The sequence below is a fragment of the Bacillus sp. FF-1 genome, assembly GCF_028548245.1.
GTDB classification, from domain to species: Bacteria; Bacillota; Bacilli; order Bacillales; family Bacillaceae_G; genus Bacillus_A; species Bacillus_A paranthracis.
In genome coordinates this window covers 164,579-187,140 of sequence record NZ_JAQQGG010000001.1, presented here as the reverse complement: position 1 = coordinate 187,140, position 22,562 = coordinate 164,579, and the positions used below count along the sequence as shown (strand labels likewise).

Here is a 22,562-nt window from a genome sequence, read left to right as displayed (position 1 = left end):
TTAATTCACCCTTTCTAATTTTTCGTTACTTGCTGCAATTAATAAGTTTAGTTTCGCTAATGCTTTTCCAGAGTCAATGCTATGTGCTGCGAGTGTTATTCCTTCTTCAATCGTCTTTGCTTTTCCATTTGCGAAAAGAGCAAGCCCTGCATTGAATAAAACAGTATCACGGTAAACACTCTTCTCTCCGCTTAATACTCCGAGCGTAATCTTTGCATTTTCTTTCGAATTCCCTCCTCTAATCTCTTCGTTTTTCACTATTGAGAATCCATATTTCTCAGGTTCAATACTCGTTTCTACTATTTCATTATCTTTTAAAATGACAACATGATTTTCTCCTTGCAATGATGCTTCATCTAAAAACCCACTTCCGTTTACGACAAGTGCTTGTTTTCTTCCTAGTTTCTGTAGTACTTGCGCAACTGGTAGTAACATATCTCGTTTATAAATGCCGACAAATTGTGTTTCTAAATTCACCGGATTCGTTAACGGTCCAATTAAGTTAAAGATCGTCGGAACGTTTAATTCTTTTCTTATTTTCATAATGCGCTTTAATGCTGGATGCATCGCTGGTGCGAATAAAAATGCGATTCCGACATGCTCTAATAAATAATCAATTTCGTTTGGCGTACTACTAATATTTACACCGAGTTCTTCTAATAAATCTGCACTTCCTGTTTTACTAGAAACAGCACGATTACCATGTTTTGCAACCTTTACGTCAGCTCCTGCCAGTACAAATGCTGATGTTGTGCTAATATTAAACGTTTGGGCACCGTCACCACCTGTCCCGCAATTGTCCATCGCGCCTTGTATATGATTCGAAAACGGTAATGCCTTTTCGCGAAGAGCTCGAACGAGACCGTATATTTCTTCTGCCGTTTCACCTTTCGCTTTCAGTAAGACTAAGAAAGCTGCAATTTCACTTTCCAATATGTTTTCATTTAATAAAAGAATCCCCGCTTTATACATTTCCTCTTCTGTTAAATGTTGTCCCTCCACCAATTTACGAAGATAGTTATTCATACTCTTTCCTCCTCTTTCACTTCGCCTAAAAAGGCACGTATTAACTTTCCGCCTTCTTCTGTCGCGATTGATTCCGGATGAAACTGTAATCCGAAGAGCGGATAATAATTGTGACGAACTGCCATTATTTCTCCATCGTCCATCGCTGTCGCTAATATGTCAAAACACTGTGGCAAGCTCGTTTGTGCTGCAACAAGAGAATGGTAGCGCATCGCTGTTAGCGGCTGCGTCACATACGAAAAAATTGACGTTCCGTTATGTTTCACACGCGATGTTTTTCCGTGTTTAATGCGCTCTGCTCTTACAATCTCTCCTCCAAACGCTGATATAATTGCTTGATGACCAAGGCAAATACCTAATATGGGAACGTTCTTATAAAAATGATGAATCACTTCAATACAAATGCCAGCATCCTCTGGTTTTCCTGGTCCTGGCGAAAGCACAATTCCTTTTGGGTTCATTTCTTCTAATTGTTCTATCGTTATTTGATCATTTCTTACGACAACAATCTCTTCTTCGTATTCGCCTAATAGTTGATACAAGTTATATGTGAATGAATCATAATTATCGATCAGTACAATCATTTCATTACCTCCAATAGCGCTCTCGCTTTATTTAATGTTTCTTCATATTCAGCTACTGGATCTGAATCGTAAACGATACCCGCTCCTGCCTGAACGTATGCTTTTTCATCCTTTACAACCATTGTTCGAATGGCGAGCGCCATATCAAGATTCCCTGAAAAACTAACGTATCCAACTGCACCGGCGTACACATTTCTTTTTTCATTCTCTAGCTCATTTATAATTTCCATCGCCCTAATTTTCGGAGCACCTGATACCGTCCCCGCTGGTAAGCAATACGCTAATGCATCAAATCCGCTCATTCGTTTTCGTAATGTTCCGTAAACTTCAGATACAATGTGCATAACATGAGAATATTTTTCTACTTTCATATATTTATCTATCGTAACTGAGCCGACTTCACTCACCCTACCAATATCATTTCGCCCAAGATCTACAAGCATCATATGCTCCGCTCGCTCTTTCTCATTTTCTAACAGTTCTTTTTCAATCTCCGTATCTTCCTCCTTCGTTTTCCCTCTCGGTCTCGTACCGGCAATTGGATTCGTCATTACTTTATCCTCCCTTACCGATAACAAACTTTCTGGCGAAGAACCGAGTACAACATAATCTTGAAAATCGATATAAAACATATATGGTGATGGATTGGCAATTCGAAGTTTTCGATATAACGCGAATGGATCTCCAATACATTCGCTTTGCAAACGCTGAGATAATACAACTTGAAATATATCCCCGGCCCCAATATGTTCTTTCGCCGTTTCTACCATCGCGCAAAATTCTTTTTCCGTTATAGAAGAAGCGAATGATAGTGTTGATCTTATTTCGGTTACTTCAGCTTCTTCTCCCTGTAGCACTTCTTCTTTGTATATTTGCAACCTTTCATATACTTCTTCGTAATCTGCTGAATCATCTTCCCTGCATACATATACAAACGACAACTTTTGGCGTAAATGATCGTAAACGATAAACTCACGATATAGTAAAAGGTGTACTTCTGGAATATTCAATGGATCATATAAATCTGCTCCAATGTTTTCATATTGCCGAATGACGTCATAGCCAATATAACCAACTGCTCCACCGCAAAATGGAAATGGACTATCTACTTGAGCTGACGCAATCACTTCTTCTAACACTTGAAGTACGTTACTTTGCAACTTTTCTGACCTGCCGTAAATAGTTCGTTCCACTTCTGTACCAGCACTTTTCACTTCACCATATGGATTACAACCTAAGTAAGAATAGCGCCCTTTATCTTGATGAAGCTGTGAGCTTTCTAATAAAAATTTCTTTTTACCTTTCATACGTCTATATAAAGAAATTGGCGTAATGCTATCTCCTTCTTCTTCAGTGATTACTAAAAATGTCTTTCTCTCTCTTTTTTGTTTTATAAATTCTTCTTTCGTCATCATGTCCTTCACCTCGCCCTGAAAAATAAAAAAGTCCTCTACATATCGAAAATATGTAGAGGACGATAAATATACCGCGGTACCACCTCGTGTTGGATGCAAAAGCATCCCGCTTTGTTCAGGTACAAAATTTATACCTTATCCTTGTAACGGCGGAACCCGGGTTGCCTACTGAAAATAATTGTTCAGCATACCTCTCGTAAGCCCATTCCGTATATGACACCGCACCGGGCTCCCACCTATCCCCGGCTCTCTGTAACGTCTCCAATATACGTACTCTTCTTACTTAAACGATTTCATTTATTTAATTTTTTATACACAAAAAGGGAGTACTCATCCTATAGAAAGGACGGGTACTCCCGTGGTGCCACCTTAATTCGTTACGAACGTAACGCACTTTACCGTATCAAAAACAATACGTGTCTCTTGTATCGATGAGATCATGTCGCCAAAGCCTACTTCTTTCGTTTCGGTTTGGAAGCTCCGAAGCCCATTCCACATCAATTCCATACTGATTCGCACCAACCATCAGCTCTCTGACATGTTCATCATGTGTACTCTTCTTCATCAACGCTTGCATTTTTTTAAGTTGCACTCATTATAGACCTAACTTTTTTCACAAGTCAATACTTTTTAAAAAATTTTATTTTTCTCTCCTTTCAATATTATATTGACAAAACAACCTCTTTTTATGTAAATATAATAAATACTCTATTAAAAATAAGGTTTTTTGTATGAATATTATATATCAAAAAAGTAAAATGACATCAAAAAACGCTTACATTTCTGAAAATTCATATTTCTGTATGGATTTTTCAGAATAATCATGATAGATTATAAAGTGAAACTTTAATCAGTGGGGATTTTGTTCATCCCCCACTGATTATTAGTTGAACCAATCGGGCATTTACGGGCAGTTGATCTCCCACCTAACTTCCTTGCCCAGCCGATTTTAAGGTGGGAGTTTTACTGCCCGTTAATGCGGGATAAATATGCATAACGCATCAAAAGACATGACAAAAGGAAGGGGAACTACATGAGTACGCAGATGTTAACTTTAACTTCTATCTCTATTTACATGCTCGGGATGTTAGTAATTGGCTATTTCGCCTATAAACGAACGTCCAACTTAACAGATTATATGCTTGGCGGGCGTACACTAGGCCCCGCAGTAACAGCATTAAGTGCTGGAGCATCCGATATGAGTGGTTGGCTTTTAATGGGCTTACCCGGTGCAATGTTTAGCGTTGGATTAAGTAGTAGTTGGATTGCGATCGGCCTAACACTAGGCGCATACGCAAACTGGCTATATGTCGCTCCTCGCTTACGTACCTACTCAGAAATTGCAAACAACTCTATTACTATCCCAGAATTTTTGGAACACCGATTCCAAGACAAATCCCATATGCTACGCTTAGTATCTGGACTTGTTATTATGATTTTCTTTACTTTTTATGTAGCTTCAGGATTAGTTTCAGGCGCTGTATTATTTGAAAATTCATTTGGTATGAACTACCATGTTGGATTATTCATTGTTGCAGGCGTTGTTGTTGCTTACACGTTATTTGGTGGTTTCTTAGCAGTAAGTTGGACAGACTTCGTGCAAGGAATCATTATGGTAATTGCTCTTATTCTTGTTCCTACTGTTACAATTATGAATGTAAATGGGCTTGGTCCAGCATTTAGCACAATTAAATCAATTGATCCAACATTATTAGACATTTTTAAAGGCACTTCTGTATTAGGTATTATTTCATTATTCGCATGGGGCCTTGGTTATGTTGGACAACCACATATTATCGTACGATTTATGGCAATTTCTTCTGTAAAAGAAATTAAAAGTGCAAGACGAATTGGTATGAGCTGGATGATTTTCTCTGTTGTTGGAGCTATGTTTACTGGTCTTATCGGTATTGCATACTACTCAGACAAAGGATTAAAGCTATCCAATCCAGAGACAATTTTCCTTGAACTGGGAAAAATTTTATTCCACCCGCTTATTACTGGATTTTTATTAGCCGCTATTTTAGCAGCAATTATGAGTACAATCTCATCTCAGTTACTCGTTACTTCTAGTGCCATAACTGAAGACTTATATCGTACTTTCTTTAAACGTTCTGCTTCTGATAAAGAGCTTGTATTTGTCGGCCGTATGGCTGTACTTGTTATTGCATTAGTTGGATGTGCATTAGCGTTTAAACAAAATGATACGATTTTAGCTCTTGTTGGATACGCTTGGGCTGGATTTGGCTCTTCATTCGGACCTGCTATTTTATTAAGCTTATACTGGAAACGTATGACGAAGTGGGGCGCACTTGCTGGTATGATTTCTGGTGCCGCTACAGTCATTATTTGGACTCAATTCAAATTCTTAAAAGAATTCTTATATGAAATGATTCCTGGTTTCACTATTAGTTTACTAGTAATCGTAATTGTTAGTTTACTAACACAGCCTTCAAAAGAAATTGAAGAGCAATTTGAGAATTTCGAAAAACAACATAGTGATAATCTATAAAGGAAAAGCTCTGCTGTTATGATAGCAGAGCTTTCTTTTTATCCCGCTATTTGTTGGCAATAAGACTCACACCTCAAAATTCGGCGAATACGAAGGAGCTAGGTGGGAAATAACTGCCCGATTGGTAAAGAACTAATTAAATTTGCAATTTATCAATGTTCGACAATCTTCTGCTCGAATTTAACAATTTCTTTATGTTTCATTAAATTAAACGTAACACTACTCCTTTATAGTAGTACTATCAGCACTTATACAGAAAGGGGACTCCAACATGTTAGCAGCTTTCCAGCAACAACAAACACGAAAATTTTCACCTATCACCAATACTTCTGCGTCTTGTTTGAACATACAACCTAATCCACCTAAAATTTCAATCGCTCCTTCTGTTATTTCAGTCATCGGTGTTCATATGGAAAAAAATAAGTTGAAAATAAGAACTGGCCAAAGCACTGAGTTGTCCGCCACTGTTTTGCCAGTACAAGCAACCAATAACGAACTTATTTGGACAAATATGAATGCTGATGTTATCACACTGTATCCAAAAGGTGATACAGTAACGATTACTGGAAAAAGTGCAGGTAGAGCAGTCGTAATTGTCACAACTGCTGAAGGTAAGTTCAGGGACCTATGTATCATTCATGTACAACCTTATATGACAAACCCAAAGTAAAAGAGTGGCTATGAAGCCACTCTTTTACTTTATTTCAATGTGTGAATTTTTACTTGTAACGAGATTGATGAATTGCTCTTTATCTTTAGGAGAAATAATTTCTGTTTGATGTGATCCATAAACAATTTCAAGTCGATCAAATGATAAGGCATAAGCTGCTACTGGATTTTTCGTATTTGAAATCTTTTTTATATCTCGTATAAATATGCGCTTTTTCACGAAACCGGATCTAATAGTAATTGTTTCCTCTCCGACAATATATTTTGTTGAAAACCAACTCCAAATAAATACTATGGCTAATGGGATTGTGAAAAATAAAAGAAAATATTCTCTTCCTGCAAATATGGGAGCAAAACACGCTCCCATGACAACGAAAAAAATCGGATATAACCATGTATCTTTTTTTGATGGAAACTCCATTTCCCTCCCCCTTCTACGCCCGTATTTCTATAAAACAAAAAGAGAAGTATCACAACTTCTCTTTTCTCTCTTAACATTATAATTCCTGTGTATAAGCAGGCTCGTTTACGACATTTTTTGCTGTTCTTTTTTGTTGCTGCAATAAGAAAACAGATACACCAAACAATACGAGTATGCTACCGATCATTTGCATTGCATTTAATCTTTCCCCAAGTAAGAAGAACGCTAGTATAGATGCTCCAACTGGTTCCCCTAAAATACTCATCGAAATTGTTGTTGCATTTACGTAGTTTAATAACCAATTATTAATGACGTGTGACACTGTCGGCACGACCGCAAGTAAAAGAAAGACGGTCCAATCCCACTTTGTATAACCTGTAAAAGGCACTTGCAATACTATATTATAAATTCCCATAAAAATACCTGCGAATGCAAAGACTGTAAAGCTGTAAATCCAGTGTGATACTTTCTTTACTGTCGTTTGCCCGATAAATAAATAACCGACAACTGCTATTACACTTAAAAAGGATAATATATCTCCATAAATTGCTTGTTTACTTAGTCCTAAATCTCCCCAACCAATACACACTACACCTAATATCGCAATTCCCATTGTCGCAATGGCTGAGTATGTTGTTCTTTCTTTAAATAAGAAAAAACCTCCAACTAAAGATACGATTGGTTGAAGCGCTAAAATAATCGTCGAACTCGCAACTGTTGTATGCTTTAAAGATTCAAACCATAAAAGAAAATGAAGTGCTAAAAAGAAACCAGATCCAATTAAAAATCCCCAATCTTTTATTTGAATCTTACTAAACTCTTCCCGTTTTTTCCAAACGATAGGCAGCATAAGAAGTACGATAATCCATAATCGATACATACTTAATATGGAAGATGGTGCTGAGGACATCTTTACAAAAACTGCTGCGAATGAAATGGCTATAATGGAAATGGCTAATGGTAGTGCGATTGATCTTTCTTGTTTCAAATTCCGTCTCCCCTCTCACCTGTCAAAAATCCCACTTCATTATATCCGTTTTCTTTCCTAACTTAAATACTAATTTTTTAGATTCTTCGTACCATTATGGTAAAATAGAAACGAAAGCACCTATTAGTGAATATTTCTTTCTTTTTCACTACAAGCGTCGCTCTTACAATTATTACAGTAAATTTTTATTTAGGGGGATCTACATGAATCAAACAATTGGGAGAATTGAAGAAATTTCATTTTATAGTGCATCACTTCAAGAAGATGTTACACTTCTCGTTTACTTACCGGTAAATTACACACCGCTGCACAAACATACAGTTGTCATTGCACAAGATGGCAGAGATTATTTTCAGCTTGGGAAAGCACACCGTGTAATTGAGCGCCTTCGTGAAACTGAAGAAATTGACCGTACAATTATTGTCGGTATTCCCTATAAAAATGTCCACGATCGTAAAGAAAAATATTTCCCAAACGAAGTAAAAAACGCTGCTTATATTCGTTTCCTTGCTCATGAACTTGCGCCATATATCGATGAAAATTATCCAACGTACCAAATGGGAAAAGGTCGCGTGCTAATTGGAGATTCTCTTGGCGGAACAGTTTCCTTTATGACTGCACTTATGTATCCGCATACATTCGGTAAAGTCGTTATGCAATCACCATTTGTGGATGAAACAGTAATGAACTTAGCAAAAGACTTCAAAAATCCGGAGGCGCTAGAGCTTTATCACGTTATTGGGACAGAAGAAACAGCTGTAAAGCGCACGGATGGACAAGTATCTGATTTCGTAGGGCCGAACCGTGAGCTTAATACGCTTCTGACAGATAGAAATTTCATCACGCATTACGAGGAGTTTGAAGGTAATCATACGTGGAAATATTGGCAAACTGATTTACCGAAAGCTTTCTCTCATATGCTATCAATGAAATAATAGAGAGCAGTATTCAGAATAATTTGATATAATAGATTAAGAGAGTTATTTTCTCAAAATCTAACTAGACTTACAAAGGGAGGAATTGGAACATGAAATTAGGCATTGTAATTTTTCCATCTAAAATGATTCAAGATAAAGCGAACGGATTGCGTAAACGTTATGATCCGCACTACGCATTAGTTCCGCCACATATTACATTGAAAACACCCTTTGAGACGCAAGATGAACAATTAGAATCGATTGTAAACGAGTTACATACAATCGCAAGTAAAACGAACCCTTTCACCCTTCATGTTGGAAAAGTTGGTTCATTCGCACCTGTTAATAATGTTATTTATTTTAAAGTAGAAAAAACACCTGAACTTACTTTCTTAAATGAGGAAATGCATAGCGGATTCTTTACACAAGAACGCGAATACGCTTTTGTACCTCATTTAACAATTGGACAAGGCTTATCAGATGCAGAGCATGCTGATGTACTAGGTCGATTACGTATGAAAGATTTCTATTACGAACAACCAATTGACCGCTTCCACCTTCTATATCAATTAGAAAACGGAACATGGACTGTACACGAAACATTCCGCCTTGGAAAGGGGAACAACTAATTTGCATGCACAGATCGTACAAACGGACGAACAACTAAGAGATGCATTCTCTGTACGTAAGCAAGTATTTGTGAAGGAACAGCAAGTTTCTGCCGAAGAAGAGTATGATGAGTTTGAAGAAACTTCCATACACGTCGTTATATATGATAATGATGTTCCCGTTGGTGCTGGGCGTTTTCGCACCATTGATGGAATAGGAAAAATGGAACGCATTTGCGTACTAGCTTCCCATCGAAAAAAAGGCATCGGAAAAATTGTTATGAATGCACTTGAAGCATATGCGAAGGAAAACTCGCTACCAAAATTGAAGCTGCATGCTCAAACACATGCAGAAGATTTCTATAAGAAACTTGGATATGTAACGAATTCTGATGTATTTATGGAAGCAAATATTCCTCACATCGTTATGATAAAAGAATTGTAATTTGAAAACAGGAGGTATCCCCTCCTGTTTTTTACATTGCTATTTTCTTTTTCTTCCGCTAAAGTTAAATGTTGATGCTATAGTTTTGAAGGTGAATATATGACACAAGAAAAATTTTCACAAAAATCATTAACGCACGCTGATATTCCACGTGCAACATATCATATTCCGAAAACATCTACCCATTTAATTATGGAAGAAGATGCAGATGCGGCGTATTTCCGCGCTCTCGAACAGCAAAATGTATTTTTAAACGAAAAACAATTAGAGGCTGTACGAACGACAGAAGGCCCTGTTCTTACACTGGCTGGTGCTGGAAGCGGGAAAACATCTGTTTTAACAACTCGCGTCGGTTATTTAGTAAATGTAAAACAAGTTCATCCGCGAAATATTTTATTACTTACATTTACACAAAAAGCGGCTGAAGAAATCCGAAATCGTGTAGCGAATTTACCGGGTATGAATCATGCGGCAAGTAGCTACGTTGTTGCCGGTACATTCCACTCTGTCTTTTTAAAATTGCTTCGTAGTCAAGGATATAATCAGCAAATTTTAGCAAACGAAAAACATAAACAAATTATGATAAAGAAAATTTTAAAAGAATTGCGTTTAAAAGACGATTATGATGCTGAAACGATGCTCGCGATGATTTCACTTGAGAAAAACAAATTAAATCGTCCGAAAGATGTAAAAGCAAAAACACCCGTTGAACAAGAATTTAAAGAAGTATACGAGCGTTTTGAAGAAGTGAAACAACGATATAATTATATTGATTTCGATGACATCTTATTAGAAACATATTATATGTTAGAAAATAACGCTCCTTTGCTTACCCAATTACAACAACGTTTCCACTATATTGAAGTAGATGAGTTCCAAGATACATCGTATGCTCAATATGAAATTGTAAAATTGTTAGCTTCGCCAAGAAATAATTTATTTATCGCAGGTGATGACGATCAAGCGATATACGGTTGGCGAGGAGCAAGTCACCAAATTATTTTATCTTTTCCAAAAGAATTTGATAACACTACGATTATCGCCCTTAATACGAATTATCGATCCAATCCTTTTATTGTCGGACTTGGAAATGAAGTTATCAAACTAAATCAAGAACGGTTTGATAAAGAGCTATATTCTGTTCGTGAAGAAGGTGTACAACCTTTTTACGCAAGACCGGCTACGACTCTTGATGAAGCAAATCAAATTTTGCAGCTCATTCAAGAAAAAGTAGATAGTGGTGAACGAAATTATAAAGATTTTTGTTTGCTGTATCGCACACATTCTGTAAGCCGTTCGTTACTTGATCAGCTTACCATTCATAAAATCCCGTTTATTAAGCACGGTGCGAGTCAGTCATTTTATGAACATTCTTTAATTAAGCCTGTATTGGATCATTTACGACTCGTAATTGAACCATTTCGATTAGAATCACTTTCAAACATATTACCAACGATGTATATCGGGCGTGATGATTGTATTTCATTTATTGAACGTGAACAATGGAAATATGGTGAAGGCCGTTTCCCTTCTCTTCTTCATTTCTTATTATTAAATCCGAACTTAAAACCTTTTCAAGTGAAAAAGGTAAATGAGCGTATCGATTTTATTAAATTTATAAAAGAATTAGAACCGAAAAAAGCATTAAAAGAAATTATTCGTGGTAAAGGAAAGTATTTAGAGTACTTACAAAGTAACGATCGTTCTTCCTTTACGATGCATAAAGATATACAAGAAGAAATGTTAGAAGAATTAATGGAGTCTGCAACTCGTTTCACCGACATTCCAGCTTATTTACAGTTTATTGATGAAGCCATTCAAGGGCAAAAAGAAATGGAAGCATTAAAAACAATGCCGCAAAAAGATGCTGTTTCGCTTATGTCTATTCATAACGCAAAAGGACTTGAATTTCCATGTGTCTTTTTACTCGGGGCGAGCGATGGTATTCTGCCTCATACTTCTTCTTTAAAAGATGCAAATGATCGTGTTACAGAGACTTCTGAAGCTTTAGAAGAAGAACGCCGACTACTTTATGTCGCAATTACACGTGCGAAAGAAGAATTGTACATTTCCTCTCCGCAATTTTTTAGAGGAAAAAAATTAGATATATCTCGCTTTTTGTATACTGTGCGAAAAGATTTACCTGAAAAGACATCCACGAAATAAGGATGTCTTTTTTTATATTGCAATATGTACATCCCTCCTATATAAATTCCCTCTTTTTATCATAAGAATTAACGTAATATCAACCATATCCCACTCATATTGTAATAGTGTATGTCAGAACTCACGAGAAGGAGTGAACATAATGAGCTGCAATTGTAACGAAGATCATCAACATGATTTTGATTTCAACTGTGTATCTAATGTCGTTCGTTTTATACATGAACTACAAGAATGTGCAACGACAACATGCGGATCTGGTTGCGAGGTTCCATTTTTAGGAGCACATAATAGCGCATCCGTAGCAAATACGCGTCCTTTTATTTTATATACAAAAGCTGGAGTACCTTTTGAAGCATTCGCGCCATCTGCAAGCCTTACTAGCTGCCGCTCTCCAATTTTCCGTGTCGAGAGTATAGATGATGATGATTGTGCTGTATTGCGTGTATTAAGTGTCGTATTAGGTGATACCTCTCCTGTACCACCTACTGACGATCCAATCTGTACGTTTTTGGCTGTACCAAATGCAAGATTAATATCGACTAACACTTGTATTACTGTTGATTTAAGTTGCTTCTGCGCTATTCAATGCTTACGTGATGTTACGATTTAAAACTAAATAATGAGTTAAGCATGGATTGGGTGGCAGAATTATCTGCCACCCAATCCATGCTTAACGAGTATTATTATGTAAATTTCTTAAAATTGGGAACTTGTCTAGAACATAGAACCTGTCCTTTTCATTAACTGAAAGTAGAAACAGATAAAGGAGTGAAAAACATGTTCTCTTCTGATTGCGAATTTACGAAAATTGATTGCGAGGCAAAACCAGCTAGTACACTACCTGCCTTCGGTTTTGCTTTCAACGCGTCTGCACCTCAGTTCGCTTCACTATTTACACCACTACTATTACCTAGCGTAAGCCCCAATCCAAATATTCCTGTTCCTGTAATAAATGATACAGTAAGTGTCGGAGATGGCATTCGAATTCTACGAGCTGGTATTTATCAAATCAGTTATACATTAACAATTAGTCTTGATAACGTACCTACTGCACCAGAAGCTGGTCGTTTCTTCTTATCATTAGGTACACCAGCTAACATTATTCCTGGATCAGGTACAGCGGTTCGTTCTAACGTTATTGGTACTGGTGAAGTAGACGTATCCAGCGGTGTTATTCTTATTAACTTAAACCCTGGTGACTTAATTCAAATTGTACCAGTCGAGTTAATTGGAACTGTAGACATCCGTGCTGCAGCATTAACAGTTGCACAAATTAGCTAGTAAAAAGCGGTATTTCTAATACAGAAATACCGCTTTTTTATATGTATAATAAAAAACACTCACAGTAACATGAGTGTTTCATTCTTCATAGTGTTTTATTGTGTTCTTTTTTTTTCCACAATTACATCCCTTTTTCTTCACAAATCCTTGTTGCTGTAATTGTTCTTGATATGCCTGTTGTTGTGCTTGGTGTTGTTGCTGCATGTGATACCATTGCTGCAGGTCATATGAATTTTGCCTTGGATTATTGCTCACAGCAAACATCTCCTCTACTGTCAATTCTGTCTATTTACTATATGAACAACTCTTTATTTCCGTTCCCTCATTCTTTTAAACTCCGCTTTTTCTCGTATTATGGAAATATATTATTCTCCCATAAAATATCCTGTAATCGTTTCAATGATTGCTGCTGCTCCTGCAATAGCTAATAATGCAAGTAACGGCTCTGCAACGATCGGAATCCAATTATATAAGACTAATAAAAAAGCACTAACCCATACACCTGTACACCAATAACAGCTTAATAATTCGCCAACCCACTTTCTTAATCCTTTACCTTTTACTTTTGTAAAAGTTGATACACTTCCATCCGGCTCTGTAATTTCTAATTCATCAATAAATGGTCTTCGCAAAAAGCCTGTAATTTTATCATAAACAATTAAACGAGTGAGCCTAAAAGCAGCTAACGCGAAAATAAAAAATAAAAGCCAGCTTGTAAACAGCATAATTCCACCTTCCCTTATCCTCTTTCGCCTATTTAAAAAAAAAGGTCTTGAGATTGTGACCAAATCTCCTCAACTCCAATATCTTATTAATGTAAATACAAACAAGAAGATAAGGAGTGACATTAATGAGTTGTAACGAAAATAAACACCATGGCTCTTCTCATTGTGTAGTTGACGTTGTAAAATTCATCAATGAATTACAAGATTGTTCTACAACAACGTGTGGATCTGGTTGTGAAATTCCATTTTTAGGTGCACACAATACTGCATCAGTAGCAAATACACGTCCTTTTATTTTATACACAAAAGCTGGAGTACCTTTTGAAGCATTTGCACCATCATCAAGCCTTACTAGCTGCCGATCTCCAATTTTCCGTGTGGAAAGCGTAGATGATGATAGCTGTGCTGTGCTACGTGTATTAAGTGTAGTATTAGGTGACGGTACTCCGGTACCACCTACTGACGATCCAATTTGTACGTTTTTAGCTGTACCAAATGCAAGACTAGTATCGACATCTACTTGTATTACTGTTGATTTAAGCTGTTTCTGTGCGATTCAATGCTTACGCGACGTTACTATCTAATAAGTGAAGTAAACTAAAAAACTATTGGGGTGGTAGAAGATTTCTACCACCTTTACATATTTAAAAGCCGGCCATATCAATCGATTTTATCTCCTCTATAGATAACCTAATATCTCTCATACTATTTGGCGGCATAATGGCTACAATTCCATTACGATACGAGATGATTGATCCAACATATGAGACTGTAGCTGTTTTTATTCTGCACCTTACTTTCGGAATATAATGAGGACGATTTAATAAAAAATGAATCTTCTCTTCATTATTCATATCCTTAAATGATTTATTATACGGGACAGTTCTCACTGGTTCTTTCTGTTTCTGTTCCAGTTCCTCTTCTTCTTCTATTTTCTCTTCTACTTGTTGCTCTTTTTGCTCTTGTTGCTCTTCTATTACCTCTTCCACCGCACTACTTACAACATTTTCGTTTCTATTACTTTCCTCTTTTTGATCCTCATTTTCAAAGTTTGTTAAAATAATTCTTTTGATTTTCGGTGCAGCAAGTTCCAAACTTACTTGCGCAATATATAACAACGGTTTTCCAACTGTTGAACTTTTATTTTTATTCTTCACACTCGTCCCTCCCACTTCCATACGTAGCTGAATAAATCGTGTACTATTATACTTATATTCATAACGTGGTAAGAACTTTCGTTAAAAATCGTTCTTTCTAAGAACAAATAAAAAGGACAATCTCAACATGTAGAGATTGTCCTTTAAAATTAATATTATATTTATCCTAAGATATGATACCCTGAATCAACGTGAATGTTTTCTCCTGTTACGCCGCGTGCTAAATCACTGAATAAGAATACTGCTGTATCCCCAACTTCTTCTTGCGTTGTTGTACGACGAAGTGGTGCGCGCTCCTCAATTTCTCTTAAGATTGAGTTAAAGTCGCCTACACCTTTTGCAGATAACGTACGAATTGGACCTGCAGAAATAGCGTTAACGCGAATGCCATGTTGACCTAAATCGTTAGCTAAATATTTCACGCTCGCTTCTAATGAAGCTTTTGCTACACCCATAACGTTATAGTTTTTCACAACGCGCTCGCCGCCAAGATATGTTAACGTTAAAATATTTCCGCCTTCTGTCATTACTTTCTTCGCTTCTCTTGCTACAGCTGTTAAAGAGAATGCACTAATATTTTGTGCAAGTAAAAATCCATCGCGAGAAGTATCTACAAATTCACCTTTTAAGTCGTCACGATTTGCAAAAGCAATACAATGTGCTACACCGTGAATTGTACCAACTTCTTGTTTGATTGTTTCAAAGCAAGCTGTAAGTTCTTCATCATTTGTTACATCACAAGGTAATACAAGTGACTCTTGTCCTTCTAATGTATCCGCTAATTCACGAACGTTTCTCTCTAAACGTTCTCCTGCATATGTGAAGATTAATTTTGCACCTGCATTATGCAAAGAGCGAGCAATTCCCCATGCAATACTTCTTTGGTTCGCAACGCCCATAACAACAAATGTTTTCCCTTGTAATAGTTCCATGATATATCCTCCCAGAAATACTTATACTTGTTATTAGTACCTGATACTATAATTATAGTAACATAAAACCTCTTAAAGGCAAACAAAAAAGTCATTAACTGAAAATTGTTAATGACTTTTTGTTTCTATAAAAAAACGCTCTAATCCTTCTTCCCAAGAAGGCATTTGTAAAAAACCATTTAATCGCAGCATGTTGTGTTGGAAAATAGAATATTTCGGCCTTGCTGCTGCAGCCCCAAATTCTTCGGTTGAAAGAGGTAACACATTCACTTTCATATTCGCATACGAAAATATTTTCTTTGCAAATTCAAACCAAGAACATGATCCTCTATTGGATACATGATACGTACCGTATAAAGAAGTATGGATGAGCTTATTAATCATTACATTTAAATCCGCCACATACGTAGGAGAACCGATTTGATCCGCTACAACAGATACTTCTTCTCTTTCTTTCCCTAATCGCATCATCGTTTTCACAAAATTATTTCCATACTTACCATACAACCATGATGTACGAACGATAAAGTATTTATTATGTAACTCTTTGACAAACTGCTCTCCCGCATATTTAGAAGCCCCGTATATATTTATCGGCGCCGGATTATGAAATTCATCGTACCCTTCCGGTCTATCACCTTGAAATACATAATCCGTACTAATATAAACTAACTTTGCCTCCACTAATTGTGAGGCAACTGCTACATTTCGAGCCCCTATTGCATTTATTCTATAAGCAAGATCTCGTTCTTTCTCAGCTTGATCAACCTTCGTATACGCTGCACAATGAATAATGATATGTGGCCTTATTTTTTGTACCACTTGCTGCACTTTGGATATATTTGTTATATCTAGTAACTTTTTATCAAATGGATATATGTCATATTCTTCAGGATTTAACTCTTCTTGTAGTTGCTTTCCCAATTGACCATTTGCTCCTGTTATGATAATCCGTTCTCTCATTTATATGCCCCTTACTTTTTTAATGGTTTCCACCATTCCTCATTCTTCTCATACCATTGCACTGTTTCTTGTAACCCTTGCTCAAACGTATACTTCGGTTCCCAATCAAATTCATTCTTCATTTTCTCTGCATCAATCGCATAACGGCGGTCGTGTCCTAAACGATCTGTCACATATTCAATATCCTTTTCCGTTTTTCCTAAGAGAGTAATAATTTGTTCCACAACATCTATATTTGTTTTTTCATTATTTCCACCTATATTATATACTTCTCCTATACGTCCCTTATGCAAAACAACGTCAATCGCACGACAATGATCCGTTACATGTAACCAATCTCTTACATTTAATCCATCGCCATATAACGGTAATTTTTTTCCTTCGAGCGCATTCGTAACCATTAACGGAATTAATTTTTCAGGATATTGATACGGCCCGTAGTTATTGGAACAACGCGTTACTATAACTGGTAATTGATATGTTTTATAATAAGATAAAGCTATCATATCGGCGCTCGCTTTGCTTGAAGAATATGGACTATTTGGAGCTAACGGGGTTTCCTCGGTAAATCGCCCTGTTTTTCCTAAAGAGCCATACACCTCATCCGTTGATACTTGCACGAGTTTAATATGCGGATATTTTTTTACTAATTCTAATAAGGTGACTGTCCCAATTACATTTGTATCATAAAAAGGAAGCGGATTTTCAATACTACGGTCTACATGTGATTCAGCTGCGAAATTGACAATGACTTGCACATCACGTTCCTTAATAACATGCTCCAGCAGCTCTCCATTTTGAATTTCACCTTTTACAAAATAGTAATTCGGATGATCTTGAATAGACTTTACATTATTTAAGTTTCCACTATATGTTAATGCATCGAAATTAATAATTTTATATGTTTCATAGCTTTGTAACATATAATGCACAAAATTACTTCCAATAAATCCGGCCCCACCTGTTACTAATATATTCATACACAACTCTCCTACTCAAAAACTATCTTCACATTCCTGAAGCGATGGTAATATTCGATCTTTATCAGACAAAATAGGGCTTGTTACCGGCCATGGAATTGCTAAGTCTTTATCATTCCAAAGTACCCCTGAGTCATGATTAGCACTATAATACTCATCTACTTTATACATAACAATAGTATGCGGGACAAGTGTACAAAAACCATGTGCAAATCCTTTTGGCACTAATAATTGCCGATGATTATCCGCGCTTAAAATATATCCTCTCCATTGTTTAAAAGTTGGTGAATCTTTTCGCAAATCAACGATAACGTCATAAATTGCTCCTTGCATAACTTGAATAAGTTTCGTTTGTGCTTTCGGATTTTTTTGAAAGTGTAACCCCCGAATCGTTCCCGCTTCTGTCGAATACGAAACATTATCCTGTACAAATGAATACGTAACTCCTAATGTTTCTAGCACCTTCTTATTATAACTTTCAGTAAAAAAGCCACGCTCATCTCCAAATAACCTCGGTTCTAACAATTTTGCGTCGGTAAAGTTTGTTTCTATAACTTCCATATTCTCACCTATTCTCCGTTAAACTGTTTACCAAAGTTTATATCCCGCGCTAACATATTCGCCCTTTGAAGAGAAACATGAGTTCCTGCATCAGTCCACCAACCGCTCATTTCATTATAAGTAAGTACCTCACGTTTTAAATACCAATTATTGATATCTGTAATTTCAAGCTCTCCCCTTGCGGAAGGTTTTAATTCTTTTATATAAGAAAAGACTTTCGAATCATACAAATAAATTCCTGTGACTGCATAGGAACTTTTCGGCTCTTTCGGCTTTTCTTCAATTTCAATTATTTTGCCGTTTTGAATATTTGCTACGCCAAATCTCTCCGGATCATCTACAGATTGCAGCAGTACTTTCGCACCTTCTTTTTGATTTGCAAACTCTTCAACATACGGACGAATATCATCCGAAAAAATATTATCACCTAATATAACTACCATGCGGTCATTCCCAACGAAATCTTCACAAAGCCCTAATGCTTGCGCAATTCCACCAGCCTTATCTTGCACACGATACGTAAAGGACACGCCAAACTCTTGACCGCTTCCTAAAAAACTAACAACATCTCCCATATGCTCTTTACCTGTAATAATCATAATATCTGTAATCTCGCATTGTTTTAGCTTATATACCGCATGATAAATCATTGGATAACGTCCAACAGGAAGCAAATGTTTATTCGTTACTTTCGTTATTGGGTATAACCTCGATCCAGTACCGCCTGCTAAAATAATCCCTTTCACTCTGCATCTCTCCCTTATGATGGAGATAATATATCTTTATACTGTTCTACAAACACTTTTCGATCTTTCTCATATGTATCCGCATCAAATTCATCTCCGTTATAATGAATACACCATAAATTTGATTGATTTGGGATACCAATTAAATAACCAGCCCTTTGAAACTCTAAAGACTGTGATACATCATAAAAGTGGAACCCTTGAAACAAATCTTCTCGCCACGGAATATCATACTGCGTTGCCATGAATAAGCCATCAATTGCCTGCACCGACATAAAAGATTGGCTTCCATAAAACCCCTGATCTAAATTTAATAGTTGATAATTCCGTCTTCTATACTCAATCACTTTCCCTACTAAATTTTTCCCTTCCCACCATATCCCGTTACTCGGTAAAAATTGGGCTCCAGCTACTCCAATTAAGCCGAGCTTTTCATTATCTTTAAACAGAGAAATAAGTGTATAAAACATCTCTCGATTAATAAGATAAGTGTCCTGATGTATATAAACCTTATACTTCGCGGGATATGAAAGCGCTCGGTTATATGCGCTTGCCATACTTTTCGCATCTCGTATCGGAAAAATTTGCACGACATAATCAGGGGGAACAAAAAGGTTTCTTATTTGTCTCTCGCATTGTTCAAATAGCTCTTCATTATTTACACAAACAACAACTAATATTGTACGATCCTTCATTTTGTAGCCCCTCTATTCGTCTTGATTTACATCTGACATATAGTTCTCCACAAATATCTTTCTATACTTGTCATAGTTGGTCATATTTACATCAATATGATAGTGAATGCACCACGCATCACGCTGTACAGGAACCCCAACTGTATAGCCAGCTTTTCTAAATTCAAATGACTGAGATACATCATAATAGTCAAACCCATCAAACAAGTCTTCTCGCCACGGAATATCGTATTGCGTTGCCATCAATAAACCGTCTATACATTCCACAGGCATAAATGTTTTTGACTCATGGTACGGTTGTTCTTGCGTTGCCATATAAAATAAATCGTTCATATAACCAATTACTTTCCCAACAACTCCCTTGCCTTCATTCCATATCCCGTTTGGAGGAACATACTGGGCTCCAATCATTCCAATCATTCCAAGATGTTCATGTTCGTTAAATAATTGAAGTAATCCGTATAAAAATGCCACATTCATAATGAAAACATCTTGGTGTATATATACTTTATATTTCGCTGGATGCGAAATCGCTTGATTATATCCGCTCGTCATACTTTTCGCATTCCGAATTGGCATAAATTGTACAATATATCCTGGAGGCACTGCCAATCTCAATATATGCCGTACACACTGTGCATACATTTTCCGATCATTTATACACGTAACAAATAATATTGTTTTTTCACCAGCACTCATAACTGTGATTTTTCTGCTTCAATAATATACTGAAATACGACCGTCTCAGCCATGAAGCCACTTCCAAGACGATATTTCTTACAAATTCCATATAACTCCTCAATTAACGGTTCATACACTTTATGATCAATATATACACGATCTACTTTACTAATCGAATATCCTGCTTTTAAAAACATTCGGAGCATTTCATTAAATGTAAAGAAACGAATATGCGTTTTATCTAATAAACCATATTCTGTATACGTCCAATTTCCAGCAAGTAACGGTGCTAATACTGAAATGTGAGCAACGTTTGGTATACTTGCTAAAATCACACCATTTTCTTTTATATATGGCTTTACTTTTTCTATTACAGCCCAAGGATCAAATAAATGCTCTAATACGTCACCAAATATAACGCAATCAAATTGCTCCTCCTCGTACGGCATATCCATTGTTTCTATATCGCCTAAAACGACATGATCTAGTTTTTCTTTTGCTTGTTCTGCCGCCTCTGGGAATGCCTCAATTCCAGATACACGTGTGCCATTTTCTTTTATGGCAGCTCCCAATGCACCACTCGAGCAACCGATATCAAGAACTTCTTTCCATTCCTTTTTTATATGCTTTAATAAATTCGGATTCACTGTATTATAATAATGCCCAGACTTTTCTTCGTATAAAGAATTTTTTGGGGAATTCATTTTACACACTCCTTATGCAAATTGAATTTGAAATATAAATCTCATTTAAAGTCTATAAATGTAACCTGTACTAGTTACATTGCCGATACTTTACTTATATAGCCAATCTATTAGAGTTAGAATCACGATGAGCCATTTCTAAAAAAAGCTGCCTATAACGATTTATATTGTTTATCAAAAACACTCCGAAAATATTTGCGGTTATATTCGATTGCAGCATTATTTGGAACATAAGCAGCCGCTAATTCGTTGTAATAATAAGCTTTGTCTTGATCTCCTAACTTGCTATAACAAATACACATTTGTAAATAGGGAAGCCATGTGTAGCTCGCTGGACTATGAAATGGACTCTCCGTCGCCATTGGTACTTCCGTTGCAAGTTTAAACCAAAATATCGCTTCGTTATATTTTTGTTGTTCCATATATATATATCCTATTCTTGTACAATTCTCCCCTCTAGGAACATCATATCGAAACGACTTCACGCAAGATTCAATTGCCTTTTCCCATGATCCAAGCTTTGCATAGCAATCTCCTAACTTACCACATGCATAAATTTTCTCTTCATACCATCCTTCATCTTGATTAAGAAATGTTTCATATAGCATAACTGCATCATCATATTTTTGGTTATCCATAGATTCATTAGCGTAATAAAATAAATCTCTCGGACTCAATTCTTCTCCTGCAGCTACAGCATTTTGAAAAATTTTCAAATTACGATTTGTTACCTTTTTTTCTTTTTTATGTGTAATAGCAACATTACTACTAAAAGTTTCACCAGAAATAGCTAAATACTCATGAACCTTTCCAAACCATTGAAATTGTTTTTCACGCTTTACAAGTCGATTTCTTTTTGTACAATATAAAGGTTTCCCGCTAGAATCCAATGCAAGATGATACGGCATCGAAACAGCATCAATTTTAGGATCTAATTCTCTTTTTAAAAGTTTCAATGCTTCTTGAGCATCTTCTAATAATACGTCATCTGCATCTAGCCACAATATATACTCTTGCGTTGCTTTTGAAAAAGAAAAATTTCTTGCTGCTGCAAAATCATTAATCCATGGAAAGTCATATATGTTAGAGGTATATTGAGCTACAATTTCTTTCGTTCGATCAATGGAACCTGTATCAACTATAATAATTTCATCAACAATTTTTTCGACTGCATCTAAACATCGACCTATTGTATCTTCCTCATCTCGAACAATCATACATAAACTAATTGTAATTCCTTGCTTGTTCAACATAATCACCCTCTTCCAAATCAATCATATGTTATACATACAATAAACTTTCCACTTTTTTAACTTGCACAAGCAGTTTAAGATTTCTTTTCAATAATTCAAATGTCCGTGTCATTTTCTTTCGGTTTTGCATCTA

The 22,562-nt window shown here is 36.3% G+C and carries 26 protein-coding genes and 2 other annotated features; of the genes, 9 read left to right on the top strand and 17 right to left on the bottom strand.

The features are described 5' to 3' along the window. Genes trpD through trpE form a run of 3 tightly spaced genes read right to left on the bottom strand, consistent with a single transcriptional unit; the run spans position 1 to position 3,025 of the window. Complete coding sequence (trpD, locus tag PQF83_RS01005; protein WP_001067335.1) at positions 1-1,026, bottom strand: anthranilate phosphoribosyltransferase; 1,026 nt, start codon at positions 1,024-1,026, stop codon at positions 1-3. Beyond that, on the bottom strand, positions 1,023-1,610 hold the full coding sequence (locus PQF83_RS01000; RefSeq protein ID WP_000636349.1) for an aminodeoxychorismate/anthranilate synthase component II: 588 nt from the start codon (positions 1,608-1,610) through the stop codon (positions 1,023-1,025). The genes trpD and PQF83_RS01000 overlap by 4 nt, the downstream gene beginning before the upstream one ends. Beyond that, positions 1,607-3,025, bottom strand: a complete 1,419-nt coding sequence (gene trpE / locus PQF83_RS00995; protein WP_001996962.1) for an anthranilate synthase component I — start codon at positions 3,023-3,025, stop codon at positions 1,607-1,609. Before trpE ends, PQF83_RS01000 begins: the two co-directional genes overlap by 4 nt. A gap of 52 nt (positions 3,026-3,077) precedes the next feature. After that, positions 3,078-3,322, bottom strand: a binding site (T-box leader). Between the two features lie 42 nt (positions 3,323-3,364). Beyond that, positions 3,365-3,602 (bottom strand) — a binding site (T-box leader). A 456-nt stretch (positions 3,603-4,058) separates the two neighbouring features. Here trpE and putP point away from each other — a divergent pair. Beyond that, the gene (gene putP, locus PQF83_RS00990) at positions 4,059-5,537 is read left to right on the top strand and encodes a sodium/proline symporter PutP (RefSeq protein ID WP_000107220.1); all 1,479 of its coding nucleotides are present in this window, start codon (positions 4,059-4,061) and stop codon (positions 5,535-5,537) included. A gap of 271 nt (positions 5,538-5,808) precedes the next feature. Next, on the top strand, positions 5,809-6,207 hold the full coding sequence (locus PQF83_RS00985; RefSeq protein ID WP_000878719.1) for an Ig-like domain-containing protein: 399 nt from the start codon (positions 5,809-5,811) through the stop codon (positions 6,205-6,207). Positions 6,208-6,231: 24 nt separating this feature from the next. On the opposite strand, the gene PQF83_RS00980 is transcribed toward PQF83_RS00985, so the two are convergent. After that, positions 6,232-6,627 carry a PH domain-containing protein gene (locus PQF83_RS00980; protein WP_000395648.1) on the bottom strand — a complete coding sequence of 132 codons (396 nt, stop codon included), beginning with the start codon at positions 6,625-6,627 and terminating at the stop codon, positions 6,232-6,234. 76 nt (positions 6,628-6,703) lie between these two features. Further along, positions 6,704-7,615 carry a DMT family transporter gene (locus tag PQF83_RS00975; RefSeq protein WP_000808261.1) on the bottom strand — a complete coding sequence of 304 codons (912 nt, stop codon included), beginning with the start codon at positions 7,613-7,615 and terminating at the stop codon, positions 6,704-6,706. A gap of 203 nt (positions 7,616-7,818) precedes the next feature. On the opposite strand from PQF83_RS00975, the gene PQF83_RS00970 reads away from it, so the two are divergent. The 6 genes from PQF83_RS00970 to exsF all read left to right on the top strand — a co-directional run bounded on the left by PQF83_RS00970 (position 7,819) and on the right by exsF (position 13,032). Continuing rightward, positions 7,819-8,550 (top strand): alpha/beta hydrolase, encoded by a 732-nt coding sequence (locus PQF83_RS00970; protein ID WP_001076848.1) that lies wholly within the window; start codon positions 7,819-7,821, stop codon positions 8,548-8,550. 92 nt (positions 8,551-8,642) lie between these two features. After that, positions 8,643-9,161 carry a YjcG family protein gene (locus tag PQF83_RS00965; RefSeq protein ID WP_000765876.1) on the top strand — a complete coding sequence of 173 codons (519 nt, stop codon included), beginning with the start codon at positions 8,643-8,645 and terminating at the stop codon, positions 9,159-9,161. A 1-nt stretch (position 9,162) separates the two neighbouring features. Next, positions 9,163-9,585, top strand: a complete 423-nt coding sequence (locus PQF83_RS00960; protein ID WP_000543279.1) for a GNAT family N-acetyltransferase — start codon at positions 9,163-9,165, stop codon at positions 9,583-9,585. Positions 9,586-9,684: 99 nt separating this feature from the next. Next, the gene (locus PQF83_RS00955) at positions 9,685-11,751 is read left to right on the top strand and encodes an ATP-dependent helicase (RefSeq protein WP_000191175.1); all 2,067 of its coding nucleotides are present in this window, start codon (positions 9,685-9,687) and stop codon (positions 11,749-11,751) included. Between the two features lie 142 nt (positions 11,752-11,893). Further along, positions 11,894-12,361, top strand: coding sequence for a spore coat protein CotY (gene cotY, locus PQF83_RS00950; RefSeq protein WP_001277716.1), 468 nt, complete (start codon positions 11,894-11,896; stop codon positions 12,359-12,361). A 167-nt stretch (positions 12,362-12,528) separates the two neighbouring features. Beyond that, positions 12,529-13,032, top strand: coding sequence for an exosporium protein ExsF (exsF, locus tag PQF83_RS00945; protein ID WP_000492931.1), 504 nt, complete (start codon positions 12,529-12,531; stop codon positions 13,030-13,032). Between the two features lie 78 nt (positions 13,033-13,110). On the opposite strand, the gene PQF83_RS00940 is transcribed toward exsF, so the two are convergent. Further along, positions 13,111-13,296 carry a hypothetical protein gene (locus PQF83_RS00940; protein ID WP_011181560.1) on the bottom strand — a complete coding sequence of 62 codons (186 nt, stop codon included), beginning with the start codon at positions 13,294-13,296 and terminating at the stop codon, positions 13,111-13,113. 101 nt (positions 13,297-13,397) lie between these two features. Further along, positions 13,398-13,757: a DUF1360 domain-containing protein gene (locus PQF83_RS00935; protein WP_000899670.1), complete on the bottom strand. Its 360-nt coding sequence runs from the start codon at positions 13,755-13,757 to the stop codon at positions 13,398-13,400. A 125-nt stretch (positions 13,758-13,882) separates the two neighbouring features. On the opposite strand from PQF83_RS00935, the gene exsY reads away from it, so the two are divergent. Next, positions 13,883-14,341, top strand: a complete 459-nt coding sequence (gene exsY / locus PQF83_RS00930; RefSeq protein ID WP_001277736.1) for an exosporium assembly protein ExsY — start codon at positions 13,883-13,885, stop codon at positions 14,339-14,341. A 60-nt stretch (positions 14,342-14,401) separates the two neighbouring features. Here exsY and PQF83_RS00925 read toward each other — a convergent pair whose 3' ends face one another. The 10 genes from PQF83_RS00925 to PQF83_RS00880 form a co-directional block, all read right to left on the bottom strand. Next, positions 14,402-14,935: a spore coat CotO family protein gene (locus PQF83_RS00925; RefSeq protein WP_074532198.1), complete on the bottom strand. Its 534-nt coding sequence runs from the start codon at positions 14,933-14,935 to the stop codon at positions 14,402-14,404. Positions 14,936-15,075: 140 nt separating this feature from the next. Continuing rightward, positions 15,076-15,846 (bottom strand): enoyl-ACP reductase FabI, encoded by a 771-nt coding sequence (gene fabI, locus PQF83_RS00920; protein WP_000421886.1) that lies wholly within the window; start codon positions 15,844-15,846, stop codon positions 15,076-15,078. A 108-nt stretch (positions 15,847-15,954) separates the two neighbouring features. Continuing rightward, positions 15,955-16,809 (bottom strand): dTDP-4-dehydrorhamnose reductase, encoded by an 855-nt coding sequence (gene rfbD, locus PQF83_RS00915; RefSeq protein WP_001209176.1) that lies wholly within the window; start codon positions 16,807-16,809, stop codon positions 15,955-15,957. An 11-nt stretch (positions 16,810-16,820) separates the two neighbouring features. Continuing rightward, complete coding sequence (gene rfbB / locus PQF83_RS00910) at positions 16,821-17,789, bottom strand: dTDP-glucose 4,6-dehydratase (protein WP_001024147.1); 969 nt, start codon at positions 17,787-17,789, stop codon at positions 16,821-16,823. A 15-nt stretch (positions 17,790-17,804) separates the two neighbouring features. Continuing rightward, positions 17,805-18,350 carry a dTDP-4-dehydrorhamnose 3,5-epimerase gene (rfbC, locus tag PQF83_RS00905; RefSeq protein ID WP_000451992.1) on the bottom strand — a complete coding sequence of 182 codons (546 nt, stop codon included), beginning with the start codon at positions 18,348-18,350 and terminating at the stop codon, positions 17,805-17,807. A gap of 8 nt (positions 18,351-18,358) precedes the next feature. Next, positions 18,359-19,096 carry a sugar phosphate nucleotidyltransferase gene (locus tag PQF83_RS00900; RefSeq protein ID WP_000676174.1) on the bottom strand — a complete coding sequence of 246 codons (738 nt, stop codon included), beginning with the start codon at positions 19,094-19,096 and terminating at the stop codon, positions 18,359-18,361. A 14-nt stretch (positions 19,097-19,110) separates the two neighbouring features. Beyond that, complete coding sequence (locus PQF83_RS00895; RefSeq protein WP_000654997.1) at positions 19,111-19,791, bottom strand: glycosyltransferase family protein; 681 nt, start codon at positions 19,789-19,791, stop codon at positions 19,111-19,113. Positions 19,792-19,803: 12 nt separating this feature from the next. Beyond that, positions 19,804-20,490 carry a glycosyltransferase family protein gene (locus tag PQF83_RS00890; RefSeq protein WP_001272381.1) on the bottom strand — a complete coding sequence of 229 codons (687 nt, stop codon included), beginning with the start codon at positions 20,488-20,490 and terminating at the stop codon, positions 19,804-19,806. Next, positions 20,487-21,176 carry a class I SAM-dependent methyltransferase gene (locus PQF83_RS00885; RefSeq protein WP_001087872.1) on the bottom strand — a complete coding sequence of 230 codons (690 nt, stop codon included), beginning with the start codon at positions 21,174-21,176 and terminating at the stop codon, positions 20,487-20,489. Before PQF83_RS00885 ends, PQF83_RS00890 begins: the two co-directional genes overlap by 4 nt. Before the next feature lie 152 nt (positions 21,177-21,328). Continuing rightward, positions 21,329-22,429 carry a glycosyltransferase gene (locus PQF83_RS00880; RefSeq protein WP_000932900.1) on the bottom strand — a complete coding sequence of 367 codons (1,101 nt, stop codon included), beginning with the start codon at positions 22,427-22,429 and terminating at the stop codon, positions 21,329-21,331. Between the last annotated feature and the right edge of the window lie 133 nt (positions 22,430-22,562).

Coding starts and splice junctions, on each gene's coding strand:
- PQF83_RS00970 (WP_001076848.1), top strand. CDS start 7,819: ATGAATCAAACAATTGGGAGAATTGAAGAAATTTCATTTTATAGTGCA.
- rfbD (WP_001209176.1), bottom strand. CDS start 16,809: ATGAGAGAACGGATTATCATAACAGGAGCAAATGGTCAATTGGGAAAG.
- PQF83_RS00965 (WP_000765876.1), top strand. CDS start 8,643: ATGAAATTAGGCATTGTAATTTTTCCATCTAAAATGATTCAAGATAAA.
- PQF83_RS00890 (WP_001272381.1), bottom strand. CDS start 20,490: ATGAGTGCTGGTGAAAAAACAATATTATTTGTTACGTGTATAAATGAT.
- putP (WP_000107220.1), top strand. CDS start 4,059: ATGAGTACGCAGATGTTAACTTTAACTTCTATCTCTATTTACATGCTC.
- exsF (WP_000492931.1), top strand. CDS start 12,529: ATGTTCTCTTCTGATTGCGAATTTACGAAAATTGATTGCGAGGCAAAA.
- fabI (WP_000421886.1), bottom strand. CDS start 15,846: ATGGAACTATTACAAGGGAAAACATTTGTTGTTATGGGCGTTGCGAAC.
- trpE (WP_001996962.1), bottom strand. CDS start 3,025: ATGATGACGAAAGAAGAATTTATAAAACAAAAAAGAGAGAGAAAGACA.
- rfbB (WP_001024147.1), bottom strand. CDS start 17,789: ATGAATATATTAGTAACAGGTGGGGCCGGATTTATTGGAAGTAATTTT.
- rfbC (WP_000451992.1), bottom strand. CDS start 18,350: ATGGAAGTTATAGAAACAAACTTTACCGACGCAAAATTGTTAGAACCG.
- PQF83_RS00935 (WP_000899670.1), bottom strand. CDS start 13,757: ATGCTGTTTACAAGCTGGCTTTTATTTTTTATTTTCGCGTTAGCTGCT.
- PQF83_RS00980 (WP_000395648.1), bottom strand. CDS start 6,627: ATGGAGTTTCCATCAAAAAAAGATACATGGTTATATCCGATTTTTTTC.
- PQF83_RS00985 (WP_000878719.1), top strand. CDS start 5,809: ATGTTAGCAGCTTTCCAGCAACAACAAACACGAAAATTTTCACCTATC.
- PQF83_RS00880 (WP_000932900.1), bottom strand. CDS start 22,429: ATGTTGAACAAGCAAGGAATTACAATTAGTTTATGTATGATTGTTCGA.
- PQF83_RS00885 (WP_001087872.1), bottom strand. CDS start 21,176: ATGAATTCCCCAAAAAATTCTTTATACGAAGAAAAGTCTGGGCATTAT.
- trpD (WP_001067335.1), bottom strand. CDS start 1,026: ATGAATAACTATCTTCGTAAATTGGTGGAGGGACAACATTTAACAGAA.
- PQF83_RS00895 (WP_000654997.1), bottom strand. CDS start 19,791: ATGAAGGATCGTACAATATTAGTTGTTGTTTGTGTAAATAATGAAGAG.
- PQF83_RS00955 (WP_000191175.1), top strand. CDS start 9,685: ATGACACAAGAAAAATTTTCACAAAAATCATTAACGCACGCTGATATT.
- PQF83_RS00940 (WP_011181560.1), bottom strand. CDS start 13,296: ATGTTTGCTGTGAGCAATAATCCAAGGCAAAATTCATATGACCTGCAG.
- PQF83_RS00925 (WP_074532198.1), bottom strand. CDS start 14,935: ATGGAAGTGGGAGGGACGAGTGTGAAGAATAAAAATAAAAGTTCAACA.
- PQF83_RS01000 (WP_000636349.1), bottom strand. CDS start 1,610: ATGATTGTACTGATCGATAATTATGATTCATTCACATATAACTTGTAT.
- cotY (WP_001277716.1), top strand. CDS start 11,894: ATGAGCTGCAATTGTAACGAAGATCATCAACATGATTTTGATTTCAAC.
- exsY (WP_001277736.1), top strand. CDS start 13,883: ATGAGTTGTAACGAAAATAAACACCATGGCTCTTCTCATTGTGTAGTT.